Annotated in this window: 11 protein-coding genes; 8 read left to right on the forward strand and 3 right to left on the reverse strand. The window is 60.9% G+C overall.

The window, feature by feature from the left end:
- Positions 1–87: 87 nt before the first annotated feature.
- Together AB4K19_RS00965 and AB4K19_RS00970 are read right to left on the reverse strand one after the other, a co-directional pair.
- The gene (locus AB4K19_RS00965) at positions 88–2,286 is read right to left on the reverse strand and encodes an NADP-dependent isocitrate dehydrogenase (RefSeq protein ID WP_375230100.1); all 2,199 of its coding nucleotides are present in this window, start codon (positions 2,284–2,286) and stop codon (positions 88–90) included.
- Between the two features lie 161 nt (positions 2,287–2,447).
- Positions 2,448–3,410: a succinylglutamate desuccinylase/aspartoacylase domain-containing protein gene (locus AB4K19_RS00970; protein WP_375230101.1), complete on the reverse strand. Its 963-nt coding sequence runs from the start codon at positions 3,408–3,410 to the stop codon at positions 2,448–2,450.
- Positions 3,411–3,457: 47 nt separating this feature from the next.
- Between AB4K19_RS00970 and AB4K19_RS00975 the strand changes: the two genes are divergently transcribed.
- Positions 3,458–4,999 carry a M81 family metallopeptidase gene (locus AB4K19_RS00975; protein ID WP_375230102.1) on the forward strand — a complete coding sequence of 514 codons (1,542 nt, stop codon included), beginning with the start codon at positions 3,458–3,460 and terminating at the stop codon, positions 4,997–4,999.
- Here the strand turns inward: AB4K19_RS00975 and AB4K19_RS00980 are convergent.
- Positions 4,996–5,907 carry a LysR family transcriptional regulator gene (locus AB4K19_RS00980; protein WP_375230103.1) on the reverse strand — a complete coding sequence of 304 codons (912 nt, stop codon included), beginning with the start codon at positions 5,905–5,907 and terminating at the stop codon, positions 4,996–4,998. The genes AB4K19_RS00975 and AB4K19_RS00980 overlap by 4 nt on opposite strands.
- 182 nt (positions 5,908–6,089) lie before the next feature.
- Between AB4K19_RS00980 and AB4K19_RS00985 the strand changes: the two genes are divergently transcribed.
- The 7 genes from AB4K19_RS00985 to AB4K19_RS01015 are packed head-to-tail and all read left to right on the forward strand — an operon-like array spanning position 6,090 to position 14,436.
- Positions 6,090–7,673: an ABC transporter substrate-binding protein gene (locus tag AB4K19_RS00985; RefSeq protein WP_375230104.1), complete on the forward strand. Its 1,584-nt coding sequence runs from the start codon at positions 6,090–6,092 to the stop codon at positions 7,671–7,673.
- A gap of 60 nt (positions 7,674–7,733) precedes the next feature.
- Entirely contained in the window at positions 7,734–8,711 is a 978-nt protein-coding gene (locus tag AB4K19_RS00990; protein ID WP_375230105.1) for an ABC transporter permease, read from the forward strand.
- On the forward strand, positions 8,708–9,625 hold the full coding sequence (locus AB4K19_RS00995; RefSeq protein WP_375230106.1) for an ABC transporter permease: 918 nt from the start codon (positions 8,708–8,710) through the stop codon (positions 9,623–9,625). The genes AB4K19_RS00990 and AB4K19_RS00995 overlap by 4 nt, the downstream gene beginning before the upstream one ends.
- Positions 9,622–10,599 carry an ABC transporter ATP-binding protein gene (locus AB4K19_RS01000; RefSeq protein WP_436398741.1) on the forward strand — a complete coding sequence of 326 codons (978 nt, stop codon included), beginning with the start codon at positions 9,622–9,624 and terminating at the stop codon, positions 10,597–10,599. Before AB4K19_RS00995 ends, AB4K19_RS01000 begins: the two co-directional genes overlap by 4 nt.
- The gene (locus AB4K19_RS01005) at positions 10,596–11,612 is read left to right on the forward strand and encodes an ABC transporter ATP-binding protein (RefSeq protein ID WP_375230108.1); all 1,017 of its coding nucleotides are present in this window, start codon (positions 10,596–10,598) and stop codon (positions 11,610–11,612) included. The genes AB4K19_RS01000 and AB4K19_RS01005 overlap by 4 nt, the downstream gene beginning before the upstream one ends.
- Before the next feature lie 18 nt (positions 11,613–11,630).
- Positions 11,631–13,037 carry an amidohydrolase gene (locus tag AB4K19_RS01010; protein WP_436398743.1) on the forward strand — a complete coding sequence of 469 codons (1,407 nt, stop codon included), beginning with the start codon at positions 11,631–11,633 and terminating at the stop codon, positions 13,035–13,037.
- A gap of 10 nt (positions 13,038–13,047) precedes the next feature.
- Positions 13,048–14,436 (forward strand): M20 family metallopeptidase, encoded by a 1,389-nt coding sequence (locus AB4K19_RS01015; RefSeq protein WP_375230111.1) that lies wholly within the window; start codon positions 13,048–13,050, stop codon positions 14,434–14,436.
- Positions 14,437–14,465: the final 29 nt, after the last annotated feature.

A 14,465-nucleotide genomic window follows, 5' to 3' on the forward strand; every position in this document is an offset into this window, starting at 1 on the left:
GTCCCGGGCACGGCAGCGGCAAAACGGATGCCTGCCTGCGCGAGCCGCGCGCCGTGTTTCAGCGCGCGGCAGCTTTTCCGGATCGGATCAGCCGGTCTGGCCGATGATGCCGTTCAGCGTGGCTGACGGGCGCATGACCGCGGCTGTCTTTGCGTCGTCCGTACGGTAGTAGCCGCCCAGTTCAGCACCGGGGCCCTGGACCGCCGCGAGCTCAGAAAGGATCTGTGCTTCGTTTGAGGCCAGCGCCTCTGCCACCGGCGCGAAATGCGCAGCAAGGTCCGCGTCCTCGGACTGGGCTGCAAGTGCCTCTGCCCAGTACCGTGCAAACCAGTAGTGGCTGTCGCGGTTGTCCGGCTCACCCACTTTGCGCGAAGGCGACCGGTCATTGTCCAGAATGCCCTGTGTGGCTGTTTCCACTGCTTTGCCCAGGACCCGCGCCTTTTCGTTGCCGCGTGCGTCCGCGAGGAAGATCAGGCTTTCGCCAAGGGCGCAGAACTCGCCGAGGCTGTCCCACCGCAGGTGGTTTTCCCCGACCAGCTGCTGGACGTGTTTGGGGGCGGATCCGCCAGCACCGGTTTCGAAAAGTCCGCCGCCGTTCATCAGTTTCACGATTGAGAGCATCTTGGCGGATGTCGCCAGCTCAAGGATCGGGAAGAGATCGGTCAGGTAATCGCGCAACACGTTGCCGGTGATTGCGATCGTATCCGCACCGCTGGTGATCGTTTCCAGCGATGCCCGCGTGGCCGCGCGGGGTGACATGATTTCAAACGTCCCTGCCAGGCCTTTCGCTTCGAGCACCGGTTTCACATAGGCAATCAGCTGTGCGTCATGCGCCCGGTTTTCATCGAGCCAGAAAATCGCCCGACAGCCTTCGGCTTTCTGACGGGAAATGGCCAGGTTGATCCAGTCCTCGATCGGCGCCTTGCGGGCGGAGGACGAGCGCCAGATATCGCCCGCCTGCACCTCGTGCTGGTGCAGAACCGTGCCATCGTCGAGGATCATTTTCACCGTACCGGCTTCGGGGATCTCGAAGGTTGTCGGGTGCGAACCGTATTCCTCGGCTTTCTGCGCCATCAGTCCGATGTTCTGGACGGTACCAGCGGTCGCCGGGTTCAGTTTGCCGTTTTCTTTGAAGAAGTTGATGGTCTCATCATAGACCGGCGCATAGCAATTGTCCGGGATGACACAGTTGGCGTCTGCTTCTTTGCCATCCGGTCCCCAGCCTTTGCCGCCGGCACGGATCAGCGCTGGCATCGACGCGTCGATGATCACATCAGATGAGACATGCAGGTTGGTTATGCCCTTGTCGGAGTCCACCATGTACATTGGCGGGCGTGCGGCCATGCAGGCGTCGATGTCGGCTATGATGGCTGCGTTGTCCTTTACGCGTGCCAGCAGATCACCAAGGCCCGAGTTCGGATTCACGCCAAGTTCAGCCATTTCCTCGCCGTGCTTTTCAAAAACGGGTGCGAGGTATGCCCGGACCGCGTGACCAAAAAGGATCGGGTCGGAGACTTTCATCATGGTGGCTTTAAGGTGCAGCGAAAACAAAATGCCCTGTTCGCGGGTCTTTTCGATTTCGGCCGCGAGGAAGTCCTGCAGAGCTGCAGCACTCATAAAGGTGGCATCCACAACGGTACCTGCCGGGTATTCGAGGCCTTCTTTGAGCACCCGCTCGCCGGTGGCCGTTTCGAGCACAATCTTTGCCCCGGTGGCTTCCGCGAGGGTCGCGGAGGTCTCGTTGGAGAAGAAGTCATTGCCGGGCATGGAGGACACATGCGTTTTGCTGTCGGCCGTCCAGTCGCCCATGCGGTGCGGACTGGCCTGTGCAAAGCTTTTAACGGCCTTTGCCGCGCGCCGGTCAGAATTACCCTCGCGCAGAACCGGGTTCACCGCGGAACCCTTGATCGCGTCATATTTAGCGCGGAGGGCTTTCTCATCATCGGTTTCGGGTGCTTCCGGATAATCCGGCAGGGCGAACCCCTGCGACTGAAGCTCTTTGATCGCGCCCACGAGCTGCGGCACCGAGGCGGAAATGTTCGGCAGCTTGATCACATTGGCCTCTGCCGTTTTAACCAGGCGTCCAAGCTCGGCCAGATCGTCAGACTGCTGCTGATCGGGGCTCAGGTGTTCCGGGAACGCCGCCAGAATGCGCCCGGCGAGGCTGATGTCCTTTGTGCCAACGCTGACGCCGGCCGCACCGGCGAATTTCTGGATGATCGGCAGAAATGAAGCAGAGGCCAGTTCCGGGGCCTCGTCTACTTTGGTGTAAATAATATCGGACATGAGGTGCTCCTGATGACTAGAGTTGGCCCCCTGATAGTAGAAGCAGCCGGGAACGTCGACGGTATACCGTCGTATGCGACAATTATTCGTGCTGGCATGGGCCCGATCGCAGAATTTCGGCGGAAAATGACCGGAATCACGCGCCCGGCGGGGCGTGGGGCTCAGCCAGGACGGTCCGGAACGGCGAAACGGACCGCTGTCTGGCCTTTCCAAAGGCGTTTTGACGGCATCACCAGCATGGTGTTGTCCGCGGGCGTCGTGACCGGCGTGTCCCCGTCATGACCGATCAGTGTGCCTGCGTCCGGCAGGACTTCACCGCCGGTGAACGGCTGCGCGAACGTGAATGTATCGCTCTCAATCGTGACGGCCCGGGCCACGGTGTAGAACGACTGTTGCGGAACGGGATCGAGGGCGTCGACCCGGTCCTGCGCAATCGTGCCGGTTGCCGCCAGAAACCGCACCGTGGCCTCAACAGCCAGTGCGCCCGAAGATGCTTCCCAGTGTTGTCCGCATTCGATCAGCAGGGCTGTCTTCGTTGAATTCGGGTCATCAAAGGCCCCGTAGTCGCGCATGCGCCGGCCTGCGGCATGACCCGCATCCCCCACGATCCGCTCTGGCACGCCCACCCGGGCGGCAAGGTCTTTGCTTTTCTGGTGGCGTCCGGACATCACCAGAGGCGGGGCGAGATGCTGCATGCTGTGGATGTCGAGAAGACAGTCGATGTCCTCAAGAGCCGGACGGACACGGCGTGCACGTTCGAGTTCAATGGAGGTCCGGTCACTGTCCAGAACTTCTTTGTCCCAGACACGGTTCATGTCTTCTTCGAGCCACCTGGTGCGGTTCGGATCAGCCGGATCAAACGCGTGGTAAGCATCGACATTCATGAACGCCAGTGTCAGCGATCCGCACAGCGGCCTGATGTCTTCGCGGAACAGCCAGTCGAGCGCGATGACGCCGCAGGGCTCGTTACCGTGCACAACCGCGCTGACCATAACGTTGGGTCCGGGGAGGCCACTCCCGAACCGCCAGACATACGGGATCCCGGTATTGCCCGCGGCATAGGGTTCAATGTCGGGCGTTTCGAGTTCTACCGAATACTCATTTGGAATGTTGATTTGCGTCATTTCTTCGGATTTCCTTATGCAATGCCCAAATTAAGAGGAACGTCGTCATGACCGCACCAAAGATCGCCCTGCTTGGCGCCATCCTCGAATCCAACCGGTTTGCACCACCTGCAGGGGAAGATGACTTCCGCTCGCTGACCTGGCTCACGGGCGATGCGCTGATGCAGGAAACCCGTTCGGACACCCCGAAACTGGCCACAGAATTCGCCGCGTTCGTGCGCGCGATGGATGCGACGGGCGACTGGGAGCCGGTCCCCTGTATTCTGGCGGCAAGCCATCCCGCAGGACCGGTGCGCGCGGCGGTGATCGAAGAAATCATTGCAACGGCGGAAAATATGCTGCGCGCGGCGGGTGCGCTGGACGCAGTCTATATCTGCAACCACGGCGCTATGGTGGCCGAACATGACTACGACCCGGACGGGCTGCTGATGGCCCGTGTGCGCGAGGTTGTCGGGCCGGATGTCCTCGTTGTTTCCACGCTGGATTTGCATGCAAATGTATCGCAGCGGATGGTGGATGCCTGTGATCTGATCGTTGGTTACCGGACCAACCCGCATGTGGATCAGATCGAGCGCGGGGAAGAGGCCGCTTTTGCGGTGCGGCGCATTCTGGCGTCGGGGACGCGGCCACAGATAGCCCATGTCAAACTGCCGCTCGTGCCGGCGTCGGTGACACTGCTGAGCGCCGAACATCCCTACGGCACTCTGATTGACACCGGACAGCGGCGTCAGGCGGAATGCCGGGGTCAGATCCTCAACGTTTCCGTGTTCGGCAATTTCCTCTTTTCGGACACGCCTGACAACGGGCTGAGCATCGTTGTCACCGCGCGTGAAGACATCGGCGTGGCGCAGGTGCTTGCAGACGAACTGGCTGGCATGGCGTGGTCTCTGCGCGGGGATTTTACTCGCAAACTGACCACGCTGGGTGATGCGGTGGCCCTTGCACTTCAGGAAGATCGGGCGGGGGTCATCTTCTCGGACGCCGGCGACAATCCGGGCGGGGGTGGCAGTGGCCGGACGACAGCGCTGCTGGCGGCACTGCATGCGGCCGGTGTCCGCGACTGCCTTGTCGGATCGTTCTGCGACCCTGAACTCGCCGCAGAGGCGCATCAGGTGGGGGTCGGCGGACAGTTTCAGGCGCGGTTCAACCGGTCGCGGGATGCTGAAGCGCCCTGGGCCCAATGGGATCTGCCTTTTGATGCCGAAGCGGAGGTCACTGCACTCCACGATGGAGGTGTTGTGGGAGAACAGGGGATGACTGCGGGCAGGCGTCTGGCGCTCGGACCATCTGCTGCGCTGCGTATGGGCGGCATAACGGTCGTCGTCATTTCGGACCGTACCCAGACTGCTGATCCGGTGTTTTTTCATATGTTCGGGCTGGATATTTCCGCAGCCCGCACGGTCGTGGTGAAATCCCGCGGGCATTTCCGGGCAGGTTTCGCGGACTGGTTCCCGGCAGAACAGGTTTCTGAGGTGGATACGCCCGGTCTGACCAGCCCGGTGCACAGCCGCTGGCCCTTTGAGCACCTGCCGCGCCCTGCTTTTCCGATGGATCCGGATGCAGAATGGAGCAGCGGCGGAGATCACTAGATGGGCTCCGAATACTTATGCGGCGGCGTGGTCAGCTTCACAAAGCTGATAAACTGTCTGGTCAGCTGTGTCGGGGGCACGCCCGAGGGCAGCACAAAGCTGGTTTCATAAGAACACGACGCGTCAAAGGGCCGGACTTCGACACCTTCCATGTCCTGTGACAGGAGCGGGAAGGGATTGATCAGCGTGACACCGAGGCCTTCCCGGACCAGCTCCAGCGCCGCCATATTCGTCGCCGTCTCCGCAATCTGGCGCGGCTGGACCCCGGCGCGGGCAAGTATCTGTTCTGTTGTGGCACGGGTGCCCAGCCTGCGCAGGAACTGGATCAGATCCACACCATCCAGATCCTGAGGTGTGATGGATTTCTTTGCAGCCAGCGGATGTCCGGTCGGCATCGCACAGACCGCGTGGCTGCGCCGCCACGGCATCAGCTGTACACCGGAGCGCTGGATCATCCCGCTGGTCAGGCCGAGGTCGTAGCGCAGATCAAGAATGCCCGAGACCAAAACGTCGGTCGCCTGGATATCCAGCTGCACCCGCCGTCCCGGGTTGGCCTTCAGAAAGTTCGCAACACGCCGGATAATGAAGTGATGCGCCAGTGTCGGCGGGACGACCAGCCGCAGCGGTTCATCTTCGGGGGCGGCCCAGTCTGCGCCTTCGATCTGCGCCAGGGTCTCGAAAATCGGATCCAGTTTTCCGTTCAGCCTCAGCGCTTCATCCGTGGGTTCGATCCGTCCCGACCTGCGCACAAAGAGCGAGCGGCCGACGCGCGCCTCGAGCTGCGAGAGCGAACGGCTGACGGCCGACTGGGATACACCCAGCCGGCGGGCCGCACCGATCGTCGTGCCCGTCGTGACCAGGGCACGAAGCGATTCAAACTCGCGAAGCCGGTGTTTGTGTTCGGTCATGACCTTTGCATTCTTTCCAGCTTTGCGTCCGGACGCCATCCGGGGCACCGGATTGGTCTATGCAAAATTGCATAGCATTGAGTATTGGCAATGATTTTTGTGGTAGCTAGCATTTGCTCAGGGCGCAAGGCCGGGTTCCGGATTCGGTCGAACAAAGCGCCAACTGAACAGGGAGCTTTTTGATGAAGAAGATTACAGCCGTGACAGCGGTCGCTGCGGGCATCATGGCGCTGGGCGCCGGCGCTGTCTCTGCAGAGAAGCTGGTCATCGGACTTTCGTCCGAGCCGACGTCTCTGGACCCGCATTTTCACAATCTTGGTCCGAACAATGCAATGTCGCGCCATATCTATGACCGACTGATCAATCAGGATGAAAAGCAGCGTCTGATGCCGGGCCTTGCCGTCTCCTGGGAGCCGATTGACGACCTGACCTGGGAGTTCAAACTGCGCGAAGGTGTCAAATTCCACGACGGCAGCGATTTTAACGCGGATGACGTAGTCTGTACCGTCGAACGTGCACCGGATGTCCCCAATTCGCCCGCCAGCTTCGGTACCTATCTCAAGGGCAAAACGGCGGTGAAGATTGATGATTACACCGTGCACTTTGTGACAGAGGAACCCTATCCGCTGATGGGGAACGACATCTCAACAGTGCCGATCATCTCGAACGAAGGCGGCTGCAGCGCATCGACCGAAGACTTCAATGAAGGCACCGCCTCTGTAGGTACAGGGCCGTTTGTCTTTGCCAGCTACACACCAGGCGAGTCGATCAAAATGACCCGGAACGAGGCATACTGGGGTGACAAACCGGAGTGGATGGAGGTGGAGTTCCGCCCGATCACATCCGGCCCGTCCCGCGTGGCAGCCCTGCTGGCTGGTGACGTCGATATGATTTCCGGCGTGCCGACAACGGACATTACCACACTGGAAGGCAATGACGCGATCCAGCTGAGCCAGGGCGTTTCCAACCGCGTCATTTATCTGCACATGGACCAGTTCCGTGAGAACTCGCCCTTTGTGACGGCCAAAGACGGGGGGGACATCAAAAACCCGCTGATGGATGTGCGGGTGCGCAAGGCGATCAGCATGGCGATCAACCGCGATGCCATCGTGGAGCGGGTGATGGAAGGTGTTGCCATTCCGGCCGGACAGCTTCTGCCCGAGGGGTTCTTTGGTGTGTCAGACAAGCTTGGTGTGGTCGAATATGACCCGGCAGGTGCTAAGGCGCTTCTGGCCGAAGCCGGATATGCGGACGGGTTTGCCATGACAATCCATGGCCCGAACGACCGCTATATCAACGACGCGCGCATTGCTGAGGCAATTGCTCAGATGCTCACCCGTGTCGGGATTCAGACGGCTGTAGAGACCATGCCGCGTTCGGTCTACTTCGGTCGTGCCTCACGCGGTGGCGAGGATGGCCAGCCGGAATTCAGCTTCATCCTGGTCGGCTGGGGTGCAGGTTCGGGCGAAGCATCCAGTCCGCTCAAGTCGCTGATCCACACACATGATCCTGACCGTGGATTTGGTGCCTCAAACCGTGGGCGTCACTCCGATGCGGAAATCGACGGGATCATCGAGGAAGCGCTGCGCACAGTTGATGACGCTAAACGTCAGGACCTGCTTGCGGAGGCCACTGAAAAGGCCATCGACAATGTCGCGATCATCCCCACGCACTTCCAGGTCAACACCTGGGCTGCGAAAAAGGGGCTGCGTTATGTCGCGCGCACAGACGAGTACACGCTCGCAATCGGTGTCGTGAAAGAGTGATGCCGCTCTGCCGGGCCGCGCTGAAGCGGCCCGGCGACCACCTCTTCGGGGTTCATCTTCATGACGGTTTTTGTGATCCGCCGTATGCTTCAGGCGCTTCTGGTGGTGTTCCTGATGTCTTTGATCGTCTTCTTCGGCGTCAATATCGTCGGGGATCCGGTCTACATGCTGGTCAGCCCGGACGCTGATCAGGCAGACATTCAGGCCACGATTGAGCGCCTCGGCCTCGACCGCCCCATCTGGGAACAGTACATGCTGTTCCTCAAGGGGGCTGCACAGGGCGATCTGGGCAAGAGTTTCATCTTCGGAGAACCGGCCCTGAAGCTGATCCTGCACCATATGCCGGCCACGATGGAGCTGGCGTTCACGGCGCTCTTTCTGGCGGTGGCTATCGGTATTCCGCTGGGTCTTTACGCTGGTCTCTACCCTGACAGCAAGGTTTCAAAGGGGATCATGGCGACTTCGATCCTGGGCTTTTCGCTGCCGACGTTCTGGGTCGGGCTCATGCTGATCATCCTCTTTGCAGTCGAACTGGGCTGGGTCCCGGCCACCGGTCGGGGCGATATCGGAACATTCCTCGGCGTCCGGAGCAGCCTGTTCACGGCCGACGGCCTGAGCCACATTTTCCTGCCTGCCCTCAATCTCGCGCTGCTCAAGATTTCGCTGGCCATCCGTCTGACCCGGGCAGGTGTGCGCGAGGCGATGGGACAGGATTATGTCAAATACGCCCGTGCCAAAGGGCTTTCGACGCGCCGCATCATCTTTGTGCACGTCATGAAGAACATCATGATCCCGGTGGTGACTGTAATGGGCCTGGAGTTCGGGTCCCTGATCGGTTTTTCGGTTGTGACCGAAACGATTTTCGCCTGGCCGGGGATGGGTAAACTGCTGATTGACGCAATCCTGCAGCTCGACCGGCCTGTGGTGGTCGCCTATCTGATGATCATTGTGCTTTTCTTTGTCCTGATCAATCTGATCGTGGACATCGTTTATTCGCTTCTGGACCCGCGGGTCCGGCTTCAGGACCAGGGCGCATGACAGATACCACAGCTTCAGACCGCCCCGCAGTTGCAGTCGCCGTAGAAACACCGTTTCAGCGGTTCCGCGCAGAGTTCTTTGAGGGCCGGATCGCAACGGTTGCTCTGGTGGTGCTTGGTGTGATCGTGATCCTCGCAATCCTGGCACCCTGGATCACGCCGCAGAACCCCTACGATCTGGCCCAGGTTGATGTTCTGGATGGCCGTTTGCCGCCCGGCTCTGAGGCTTTCGCGGGATACACCATGTGGCTGGGCTCCGATGGGGCGGGCCGCGATCTTTATTCCGCCATTCTCTATGGTCTCCGGATTTCCCTTACGGTCGGGCTGGCTTCGGGCGTTATCGCACTGCTGATCGGCATGGTGATTGGCCTGATCGCTGCCTATGCCGGCAGCCGGACCGAGGCGTTCATCATGCGGATCGTGGATCTGCAGCTGTCCTTTCCGGCATCGCTGGTGGCGCTGATGCTGGTGGCCGCGCTTGGCAAGGGGGTCGACAAGATCATTCTGGCGCTCGTGGTCGCGCAATGGGCTTATTACGCCCGCACAGTCCGGGCAACAGCGCTGGTTGAGCGGAACAAGGAATACGTCGAGGCCGCCCAATGTCTGGGCCTGTCGCGGGCGCGGATCGTGTTTCGGCATATCCTGCCAAACTGTGTGGCCCCGCTGATCGTTGTAGGGACGGTACAGACCGCGAGCGCGATCTCGCTCGAGGCGACCCTGTCCTTTCTGGGTGTGGGCCTGCCCCAGACGGAACCATCGCTCGGCGTGCTGATTGCGAATGGTTTCGAATACATGCTCTCGGGCCGCTACTGGATTTCGATGTTCCCGGGGCTGGCCCTGTTGCTGACTGTGGTGTCGATCAATCTGGTAGGCGATCATTTGCGCGATGTGCTGAACCCGAGGCTGAAGAAATGAGCGCTGTTCTGGATGTCAGGGGGCTCAAGACCCATTTCTTCACCCATGCCGGCGTGGTCAAAGCCGTGGACGGCGTCGATTTTTCCGTCGCCCGTGGAGAGATCATGGGGCTTGTGGGCGAATCCGGGTCAGGCAAATCCATCACCGGCTTCTCGATCCTGGGATTGATTGACCAGCCAGGGCGCATCGTTGACGGGTCGATCCGGTTCAACGGAGATGAAATCGCGAATGCGCCCGAGGACACGTTGCAGCGTTTGCGGGGAAACCGCATTTCGATGATTTTTCAGGACCCGATGATGACGCTGAACCCGGTTCTGCGCGTGGACACGCAGATGATGGAAGCGATCAGAGCCCATGAGAAAGTCGACAAAAAAGAAGCCTGGGCGCGCAGCCGCGATGCGCTGGGCCTTGTCGGGATTCCATCGCCTGAGGAACGCCTGCGCGCTTATCCGCACCAGTTATCAGGGGGGATGCGGCAGCGGGTAGCCATCGCAACGGCTTTCCTCAACAAGCCGGACCTGATCATAGCAGATGAGCCGACGACGGCGCTGGATGTCACCATTCAGGCGCAGATCATTCACGAAGCGCAGAAACTCACAAAACAGACGGGTACGGCGATGATCTGGATCACCCATGACCTTGCCGTTGTGGCCGGGCTCGCGGACCGGATATCGGTGATGTACGCGGGGCGGATTGTTGAGCAGGGGGGCACCGATGATGTCATCGACCGGCCGCTGCATCCTTACACCCGGGGGCTTCTGGGGTCCGTGCCCGGCGCCAACCGGCGCGGTGGCCGCCTTTATCAGATCGAGGGGATGACACCGAACATGCTCGCGCTTCCGCAGGGGTGTGCCTTTGGCCCGCGCTGCACGGCGCGTACGGAGGCCTGCAGTCAGCAACCTGATGTCGAAGACATCGCGGAAAGGCGGCTGAGGTGCTTCAACCCGCAGGGCCTTGTGGAGGCTGATCCATGACCGCGCCGCTCGTTGAAATCCGCGATGTTTCCAAACGGTTTGTGCGCCGGCTGGATCTGGCCGGCAGGATCGCACAACGTCTGGGCGCCGATATCCATGAGGAAACGGTACATGCGGTGGAGGGTGTCAGCCTGTCGATTGCGCCGGGCGAAGTCCTTGGTCTCGTAGGCGAGTCCGGCTGTGGCAAATCCACGCTGGGTCGGGTGGTTGCAGGTATTCACGCCGCCAGCGAAGGCCACATGCTGTTTCAGGGCAGGGACGTTGCCGGGCTGAGCGGGGCGGAAAAGCGCGCCGCGACCCTTGCCATTCAGATGATCTTTCAGGACCCTTTTGCCAGTCTGAACCCCAGAATGCGGGTCGAGGATATCATCGGCGAAGCGCCGTTGATGCACGGGCTTGTCATTAAGGCTGACTGGTCGGGATATGTCGACGACATCATGCGCAAGGTGGGGCTCGATCCATCGCTCAAACGGCGTTATGCGCATCAGTTTTCGGGCGGTCAGCGCCAGCGGATCGGGATTGCCCGCGCGCTTGCGGTCCAGCCGGAATTTCTGGTCTGCGATGAAGCTATTGCCGCACTCGATGTCTCCATCCAGGCGCAGGTCATCAATCTTTTCATGGACCTGCGAGAGGAACTGGGGCTGACCTATCTCTTTATCAGCCATGATCTGAGCGTGGTGGAACACATCGCGGACCGGGTGGCGATCATGTACCTGGGCCGGATTGTCGAGATCGCACCGACTGAAGAGATTTTCGCGGACCCGCGACATCCTTATACCCGGGCATTGCTCGCCGAGGCGCCGCGACTGGATCAGCGCAAACGGGCTTTCACACCGATCGAGGGGGAGATCCCGTCGCCGCTTGATCCGCCATCCGGTTGCGCTTTTCACCCGCGTTGCCCGCTGGCGCAGGACATCTGCCGCCGTGAAGTACCGGTGCTGCAGCCCGGCCGCGACGGTCGTGACACCGCCTGCCATCTGGAACATGAGACCACAGCGCCGCAGAGCGCCTGAAACGAAGTGGACAAAGCAATGCAGAATTCAGATCCGATCTGGGACCACGTTGACCGCCACCGGGAGGCATTCATCGGCCTGTCGGACCGGGTCTTTGACACGCCCGAAACCCTTTATGCCGAACACGCATCGGTGGCTGAGCACAAAAAGATGCTGGAACACTATGGGTTCCGGCTGACCGAAAACGCGGCGGGTATTCCGACGGCCGTTGTGGGCGAGGCCGGTGACCAAGGGCCGGTGATTGCGATCCTCGGAGAGTTCGACGCGCTGCCTTACCTCAGCCAGGAGGCCGGGGTTGCCGAACACCAGCCCATCGAGGATGGCGGCAACGGGCACGGATGCGGGCATAACCTGCTGGGCTCTGCGGCCCTGTTGGCGGCAACTGCGGTTAAGGAATGGCTGGAACTCAACGGTATCAAAGGCCGCGTCCGGTACTACGGATGCCCCGCTGAGGAGGGGGGTGCCGCGAAAACCTACATGGTGCGCGAGGGACTCTTTGACGATGTGGATGCTGCAATTTCATGGCATCCGGCCACGTTCACCGGGGTGAACGAAGCAAACTCACTGGCCAATACGCGGATCGACTTTACGTTCCACGGTAAGGCCGCGCATGCTGCAGGTGCTCCCGAGCTGGGTCGCTCGGCGCTGGATGCCGTCGAACTGATGAACATCGGTGTGAACTATCTGCGCGAGCACATCCCTGACGCAGCTCGTGTGCATTACGCCTATCTTGATGCCGGCGGTGTGGCCCCCAATGTGGTGCAGTCGCGGGCGGTCGTACGCCAGCTGGTGCGCGCCAGCTCCCTTCCCGAACTGAACGATCTGATCGCCCGTGTGCGCAAAATTGCTGATGGTGCGGCGCTGATGACGGAAACCCGCGTCACCAGCCAGGTGTTTTCCGGCGTGTCTAATCTGCTGGGGAACCGTCCGCTGGAAGAAACGCTGCAGGCCGAACTTGAAAAGCTGGGGCCGGTTGCGTTCGATGCGGTCGATGAGGCGTTTGCCCGTGACATTCAGAAAACGCTGACGGCCGCCGACATTGATACGACGTTCAAACGGATCGGAGCAAAGCCGCAGAAAGACCTGGCGCTGTGTGATTTTATCGCGCCGCTTGACCGCCACAGCGATGGTGGAGAGGGGTCAACCGATGTGGGCGACGTCAGCTGGGCGGTGCCGACCGTGCAGGCGCGCGTGGCCACCTGTGCCATCGGCACGCCCTTTCACACCTGGCAGACAGTGGCCCAGGGCAAGGCCCCCGCAGCGCACAAGGGCATGATCTATGCGGCCAAGGCGATGGCCGCGACGGCGTGCCGGCTCATCGAAACCCCGTCCCTGATCGATACGGCAAAGCAGACGCACCGCGACCACCTGGAAGCCACGCCTTATACCTGCCCGATCCCGGATGATGTGAACCCACCGGTGTGAGGGAGCTTTTGTGACGCGTGACACTGCCATCAACGGTATCTCGGCCTATTTTGACGAGGGCCGCTTTGTCGACGACCTGCGCGACCTGGTGGCTTTTGAAACCGAAAGCCAGGACCCTGCTCAGGCGGCGGAACTCACCGGTTATCTTAGTGAGGCGATGATCCCCCGGCTGGAGAGTATGGGGTTCACCTGCACGATCCACCCTAATCCTACGACAGGCTCCGGTCCGTTCCTCGTGGCCGAACGTATTGAGGACGCAGACCGCCCGACCATCCTGAGCTACGGGCACGGTGACGTCATCCGAGCACAGACAGCCGACTGGCGCGAGGGTCTGCATCCCTTTCGTCTTGTTGAGGAGGGTGACCGCCTCTACGGGCGCGGCACCGCCGATAACAAGGGGCAGCATCTGATCAACCTCGCGGCGCTGCGCGCGGTTCTGGATGCGCGCGGATCACTTGGCTTCAACTGCAGAATTGTTCTGGAGACCGGCGAGGAGACGGGTTCTCCGGGCCTTGCTGAATTCTTCGAGGCCAACCGGGACGCGCTGGCTGCCGACGTGCTGATCGCCTCGGATGGACCGCGTCTGCAACCGGACACCCCAACAATGTTCATGGGCGCGCGTGGGGGCATTTCCTTCGATCTGATTGTCGATCTGCGTGAAGGCGCGCATCATTCCGGCAACTGGGGCGGGCTTCTGGCGGACCCGGCGATGATCCTCGCTCAGGCGCTGTCGACGATCACGGACGCGCGCGGGCAGATCCGTGTCCCCGAATGGCGTCCCACCAGCCTGACGGATGACATACGCCGTGCTCTGAGCACTCTGCCCCTGGAAAACGATGAAGGCCCGGATATTGATGAGAACTGGGGTGAAGAAAACCTGACGCCCGCCGAACGGGTATTCGGATGGAACAGTTTTGCGGTTCTGGCCATGCACAGCGGTGTGCCCGAAGCACCCGTCAACGCGATTTCAGCGCATGCGCGCGCGGCATGTCAGCTTCGTTTTGTCGTCGGTACGGATCAGGATGATGTGTTGCCCGCCCTGCGCCGGCACCTCGATGCGCAAGGCTTTCAGTCTGTGCAGATTGTGCCGCATGACCGTGGCTTTTTTGATGCTACACGTCTGCCGCCGGATCACCCCTGGGTGGATTTCGTGGCGCGCGTACTCGAAGAAGCCACAGGCAGGCCGCCGCACATTCTGCCGAACCTCGCAGGCTCTTTGCCCAACGAAGTTTTCGCCGACATCCTGGGGGTTCCCACGGTCTGGGTGCCGCATTCTTATCGCGGATGCTCGCAGCACGCGCCCAATGAGCACATGCTGAAGTCGGTGGCGCGTGACGCCCTGATTGCGATGACGGCCCTTTTCTGGGAAATCGGCGAGGCAGCCCCAGCCAGCACTTAACGCGCGACGCCGCAGGTGCAGAAAAAGCG

The sequence above is a fragment of the Roseobacter phycocola genome (assembly GCF_042055075.2).
GTDB lineage: Bacteria > Pseudomonadota > Alphaproteobacteria > Rhodobacterales > Rhodobacteraceae > Roseobacter.

Bases quoted from the DNA above. Each gene is read 5' to 3' on its own strand.
- AB4K19_RS00975 (WP_375230102.1), top strand. From the start codon at position 3,458: ATGACCGCACCAAAGATCGCCCTGCTTGGCGCCATCCTCGAATCCAAC.
- AB4K19_RS00980 (WP_375230103.1), bottom strand. From the start codon at position 5,907: ATGACCGAACACAAACACCGGCTTCGCGAGTTTGAATCGCTTCGTGCC.
- AB4K19_RS00990 (WP_375230105.1), top strand. From the start codon at position 7,734: ATGACGGTTTTTGTGATCCGCCGTATGCTTCAGGCGCTTCTGGTGGTG.
- AB4K19_RS00985 (WP_375230104.1), top strand. From the start codon at position 6,090: ATGAAGAAGATTACAGCCGTGACAGCGGTCGCTGCGGGCATCATGGCG.
- AB4K19_RS00995 (WP_375230106.1), top strand. From the start codon at position 8,708: ATGACAGATACCACAGCTTCAGACCGCCCCGCAGTTGCAGTCGCCGTA.
- AB4K19_RS01010 (WP_436398743.1), top strand. From the start codon at position 11,631: ATGCAGAATTCAGATCCGATCTGGGACCACGTTGACCGCCACCGGGAG.
- AB4K19_RS01005 (WP_375230108.1), top strand. From the start codon at position 10,596: ATGACCGCGCCGCTCGTTGAAATCCGCGATGTTTCCAAACGGTTTGTG.
- AB4K19_RS00970 (WP_375230101.1), bottom strand. From the start codon at position 3,410: ATGACGCAAATCAACATTCCAAATGAGTATTCGGTAGAACTCGAAACG.
- AB4K19_RS00965 (WP_375230100.1), bottom strand. From the start codon at position 2,286: ATGTCCGATATTATTTACACCAAAGTAGACGAGGCCCCGGAACTGGCC.
- AB4K19_RS01000 (WP_436398741.1), top strand. From the start codon at position 9,622: ATGAGCGCTGTTCTGGATGTCAGGGGGCTCAAGACCCATTTCTTCACC.